The sequence below is a fragment of the uncultured Methanobrevibacter sp. genome (assembly GCF_902774605.1).
Taxonomy (GTDB): domain Archaea; phylum Methanobacteriota; class Methanobacteria; order Methanobacteriales; family Methanobacteriaceae; genus Methanocatella.
The window spans coordinates 1-6,053 of the sequence record NZ_CACYJE010000078.1; the positions used below are offsets into that span (position 1 = coordinate 1).

3 protein-coding genes are annotated in these 6,053 nt (G+C 36.1%); 2 read left to right on the top strand and 1 reads right to left on the bottom strand.

The window, feature by feature from the left end; translation table 11 throughout:
- Positions 1 to 42 precede the first annotated feature (42 nt).
- Complete coding sequence (locus QZU77_RS10180) at positions 43 to 3,957, top strand: lectin like domain-containing protein (protein WP_295603755.1); 3,915 nt, start codon at positions 43 to 45, stop codon at positions 3,955 to 3,957.
- A 206-nt stretch (positions 3,958 to 4,163) separates the two neighbouring features.
- Positions 4,164 to 5,492 (top strand): amidohydrolase family protein, encoded by a 1,329-nt coding sequence (locus QZU77_RS10185; RefSeq protein WP_295603758.1) that lies wholly within the window; start codon positions 4,164 to 4,166, stop codon positions 5,490 to 5,492.
- Positions 5,493 to 5,611: 119 nt separating this feature from the next.
- Here QZU77_RS10185 and QZU77_RS10190 read toward each other — a convergent pair.
- The coding region (locus QZU77_RS10190; RefSeq protein WP_295603760.1) for a flavodoxin at positions 5,612 to 6,053 on the bottom strand (442 nt) is incomplete at its 5' end.

Genomic DNA, 6,053 nt, shown 5'->3' on the forward strand with positions numbered 1-6,053 from the left:
TTAAAATTTAAAAATTAATTAAAGAAAGATTGGGGTTAAATTATGGAAATTAAGCACTGCATTTTAATTTCATTAATTATCATGCTTTTATTGATGATTCCTGCAAGCTTTGCAGCTGCAGATGATTCAATTATCCTAAATGAGAATAATGAAATTAATTACCAAACAAGCACTGAACTAAATGAGATAAATTCTGATTCAATTGATGATGAAACACTTCATTCAATTGAAATAGATGAAAATGATGATACAGAAACAAATTCAGGCTCTGATTCAAATGAGAATAGTCTTGGAAGTATTGATGATGAGATTCTTGATGAAAGCAATTCCCAGAGTCAAGGTGACATCTACACAGACTATTCAGATTACATCAATCTAAAGTCTGAAATGCTTACATATGACTTTAACGTATCCGATTCAAACACTATTTTCGTAAACTCAAGTTATGATGGAGATGAGGAGTTAGGAACCCAATCAAACCCATTCAAAACAATTTCCAGTGCTTATAATTATTTCATAAATGACACTAACTCCAAATCAAACATCTTTTTGGCAGATGGAACATATACCATTTCAGGACGGATGACAATAAGCAAAAATCTTAATCTGATTGGCCAAAGCGCATTGAATACAATCATTGATGGTGAGGCAAACGGATACGGCAATGGAATATTCTTCATCACACCTCCACTCGCATATATTGCTGTAAGTCCTCTTGTAAACTTTGTAAACCTGACATTCACAAGAGGCAATTCCTACTATGGAGGAGCGGTTTACATTAACCAAAGTGCTGTAAACTTTGTATATACCACATTCAAGAACAACTCTGTAAAGGATTATATCTATTACTATGCTCAGAAAACATATCCTGCAAGCGGTGGAGCAATATACAATGACAAGGGATTCGTCAGAATCTACAATTCCATATTTGAAGGAAATACAGCAAATGGAAGTGCAGACGCTTATGCAGGCGCAATCATCAATGATATGGGTGAAATGACAATATTGAATTCCAATTTCATAAACAACTCTGTCAATGGAACATACGGTAGTGGAGGAGCCATATATGATTACAGCGGAATCCTTGTTGTCTACAACACAACAATAGCAAACAATACAGTCAATTCAAACTACTCCATGGGAGGAGGAATCTGCAATTGGGCAAGCCACAACGTGTTCATAATCAACTCTACAATAGAGGGCAACATGCTCAATGGAGATTACACATTCGGTTCTGCAATATCCAACAAGGCAAATCTTCTTGAAATCCATAATGTCACAGTCTCAAGCAATCAAGCAAATGGAATAAGCGATGACAATGGAACCTTCTTCAATTTGAATGGCAATGTAAACATGGCAAATGTGAATTTCAACAATAATTATGTAAAAACCGTGCGAGATGACCTATTGCTTTGCCTTGAAGATCAAATAATAGTCTCAAAAGCATTTGATGACGGATTGCTCACTGACCTTCCTTCATCATATGACTTAAGGGATTACGGATTGGTCACTCCAATTCGTAACCAGGGAGGTTCAGGATCATGTTGGGCATTTACAACAATTGCAGCCCTTGAATCCTATCTGTTGAAATATGAAAACATTTCATATGACCTGTCTGAAAACAATATGAAAAACCTGATGGGTCTCTATGGATTGAATGGTACTGATTGGAAAGACGGCGGAAACCAATACATGTCCCTTGCATATCTCTTGCGCTGGAGCGGACCTGTAGAAGAGAGTGATGATCCATTCAGCGATTGGGATACAAGCTCTCCAACCAAACTGAACCTTACAAAGCATGTGCAGGATGTTCTCTTGATTCCGGTGCGTCTAAGCTATAAGGATTTGGACCAAATCAAGTATGCTATCATGACTTATGGGGCATTGTACACTTCAATGCAGGCAGACGATTCATTCCAATACGAACCGGACTATTATCATGATGTCATTGATACCTCTAATCATGCAGTAACTCTCATTGGTTGGGATGACAATTACAAAAAGGAAAATTTTGCAATTACCCCTCCTGGCGATGGGGCATTCATAATAAAGAACAGTTGGGGAACAGACCATGGATATGATGGCTACTGGTACATATCCTACTATGACAAGGCATTTGCAGGATTCGGTCTTGATACAATCTCCGCTATGGCAATTGCAAATGTAGAAAACATTACAAACTACAAGAACATTTACCAATATGACATTCTTGGGAATACATTTGAGTCATTGGGATTCAACTCCCATACTGCTTGGCTTGCAAATCAATTCCTGGCTAAAAACAACAATCCATTGACTGCATTTGGATTATACACCTTTGGAGACAGTGAATATCTAGTAAACATCACTGTAAATGGAATAAGCAAATATATTCAAGAGGGCCTCATAAAAGGTGCAGGATACCATACAATCAAATTGGATGAATATGTGGAGCTTGCCAAAAACGATATATTCAAGATAGCCGTAAAATTGACCACTCCCGATTCATGCTATCCGATAGCTATTGAATCAAAAAGGGAAGGCTATAGCAGTGGAGCAAGCGCAAATCCTAATGAATCATTTATCAGTATGGATGGAATAAACTGGATTGACCTTGTGGACTACAAGAATCTTTATGAAGACGGCTTGAAAGTAATCAAGTTCTACCAATATGCTCAAGACTATGACTTGAAAGAAGCTAATGTATGTCTAAAGGCCTACACTTCAGGGGTCAGTGATATTTGCCTTAGCATAAAGTCAAACAGCAGCACTTACAAGGTAGGTGACTTGATTGACCTTGTCATTACAGTATCAAATGAAGGTGACTTGGTGAATGACCTCAACATCAGCATGGATCTTGATGATTCAATAATCATAAAAAGCTTCCAGATCATTAAGGGTTCATTCAATCAGAATACCAAGGTATGGCATTTAGGCTCTTTAGGTGAAGGTGAGTCCAGTGTGCTTAAGTTAAGCTTATCCCTTAATCGGGCAAAAGCGGTTCTCCCTATCGCATTCAGTTTCGATTATGCAGGATTCAAGCCAAGCAACATTACAAATTCAAATGTCTTGAACTTGTATTATGAAGGAAACACCAAGTTCCAGGATATTGAAAATAAGGCAATATTGTCCAAATCCAATGAAGGAGTGATAATCACTTTGCTGGATCAAAATCTCAATCCTGTAGTTGGTAAGGAAATTACAGTTTCATTGATTGAAAGTGACAACAATCTAAGTTTCTCTCCTGCAAAATTGCTTTTGGATGAAAATGGAACCGCTAAATTTAGCTTAAATCTTGTGGAAGGAAATTACATGTTCATGGCTTCATTCATTGGAGACAGCTATTACAAATCTTCCAATGAAACATTCACCGTAAATGTGACAAAAAGAAACAGTCCACATATCATAGTTGAAGAGACCTTGATAAAAGGGGATGAATTCAAGGTTGTTTTGATAGATGACAACTACAATGCACTTCCAAATAAGGCAATTAAATTCATCGTTAGCCTAAATGATAAGGTTGTCTTGACAAAAACTGCAACCACAAACGCAAACGGTGAAGCCAAATTGACTGGGCTTTCAAAATTGAGCAATGGAAATTACATTGTGAAGATAGTCTTTGGTGACGATTACTATAAAGACAGTTCCTTGACTAAAAAGATAACAATCAAAAGGACTGTAGCTAAGAAGATAGTCAAGAAGGCTACCAAATTGTATGTTCCTAAGAAGACTTTCAAGGCTAAGAAAAAAGTCAAGAAACTAACTGCAACTTTGAAAAATGGAAAGAAAGTAATCAAAGGCAGAAAGATTGTTTTCATCATAAATAAGAAAAAGTACACAGCAAAAACTAATAAGAAAGGTGTTGCAACAGTTAAAATAAAGCTTTCCAAGAAGAAAACCTATAAGGTAACTGTAAAATTCGCTGGAGACAAGTATTATAAGGCAAGTAAAAGGACTTCCAAGGTAGTTATAAAATAAGATAGCTAAAACTTATCTTATTTTATTTTTTTAAAATGAACATTAATTCGTAATATATAAAATAATTCAAACTAAATTTTAGACATTAACAAAATGAAAATATTTTTTTATAATATGATATAAATAATATCATGTTAATTAAAAATTTTAAAAAATAAAATAAATTAAAATCTAATTATTGCTTTTATTCGATAAAAGGTGTTTTAATGGAAAGTCAAAATATATTAATCAAAAATGCAACTATAATAAATCCATTGGGAAATGGAAAAACTGAAGAAAAGAATGCGGATGTATTGATAGTTGAAGATAAGATTGCAGAAATAGGAAACGCAATCGACGAATCAAATGCAGAAAAGATAATTGATGCAACAGACAAGATATTGATGCCAGGTCTTGTCAACACTCACACTCACATTTCAATGTCACTTTTACGTGGAATAGCTGATGATTTGGAATTGGACACTTGGCTTAACGATCACATCTGGCCTATGGAAGCACACCTAAGCAGGGAGTACTGTTACATAGGTGCACTTCTTGGTGCAGCTGAAATGATCAAGAGCGGTACAACCACATTTTCAGACATGTACTTCTATATGGATGGTGTCGCACAGGCAGTTGAAGAAATTGGTATGAGGGCAGTGTTGTCATATGGTATGATTGATTTCGGCATTGAGGAAAAACGTGAAAACGAATTCAAGGAAAACATATCCTTAATAAAGAATCACAACAATACTGCAGATGGAAGAATCACTACAATGTTCGGTCCACACTCAATCTATACCACTTCAAGTGAGCTTCTAGAGAGGGTTAGAAAGGAAGCTGATAAGTACCAAGTTGGTATCCACATTCATATGAACGAGACAATGAAGGAAATTAATGATTGTAAGGAAGCTCATCAAAATAAAAGACCCTTCGAGTATTTAGATGACTTGGGCATATTAGGCAGTGATATTGTTGCGGCTCATGGTGTATGGTTAGACCAAAATGAGATAGATTTGATTAAAAAGTATGATGTCAAGGTTTCACACAACCCCTGCAGTAACATGAAACTTGCATCTGGTGCAGCACCTATAGGTGAACTCTTAAGTCAAGGTGTATGCGTTGGATTAGGTACTGATGGTGCATCAAGCAACAACAATCTTGACATGTTCGATGAGATGAAGTTTGCAGCACTTCTTCAAAAGGTTTCAACACTCAATCCGAAACTTGCAACTGCAGATGAAGTGATAAACATGGCAACCTATAATGGTGCAAATGCATTAGGCATTGATGCAGGTTCAATTGAAGTTGGCAAAAAGGCAGATCTTATTCTTGTTGACACAAACGCTCCTAACATGACTCCAATGAGCAATGCACTTTCATCAAACTTGGTTTACTCTGCTAATGGTTCAAATGTTGACACCACAATCTGTAACGGTAAAGTATTGATGGAAAACAGAGAGCTTCTCACTGTGGATGAAGGCCATATCTTAAGTGAGGCAAAAAGAGCTATTGCAGAAATGAAAGAGCTTAGGGAAGCTGAAGCTGAGGAATAGGCAATTTTTCTATTCCTATTATTTTTAATTCTTAAATTTATTTTATATTTTACGAACTATTTTTGGGTTTATAAAAAAAAGAAAATGAATAATTTTTTATTCATTTTCATTTAGAATATTTATTCATTTACCCAATTGATAATCTCATCATCAGATTCTCTACCGTATAATCTTTTTCCTGGTTTCCAGTTAGCTTCTGGATAAGCGTTTTTCAAGTCGTTTTCACAACCTGTTATTCCAGTTCCACCAGAGGTACAGAAAGCTATTGCAGTTTTTCCAGCAATGTCAATGCTTTCAATGAAAGTGTTTATTATAGTTGGAGCAGTGTACCACCATACTGGAAAACCGATGAGAATAGTATCATATTCAGCAACATCAATTGTTTCCTTGATTGGAGGTCTGAAAGATTTATCATTCATTTCAATAGTTGATCTGCTTGTCTTGTCCATATAATCCAAGTCCGCTGCGGTATATGGGGTTTCAGGAGCAATCTCAAAGATGTCTGCATCAAGTGCATTTGCCACTTTTTCTGCCACTCTTTTGGTTACTCCGCTTGCTGAG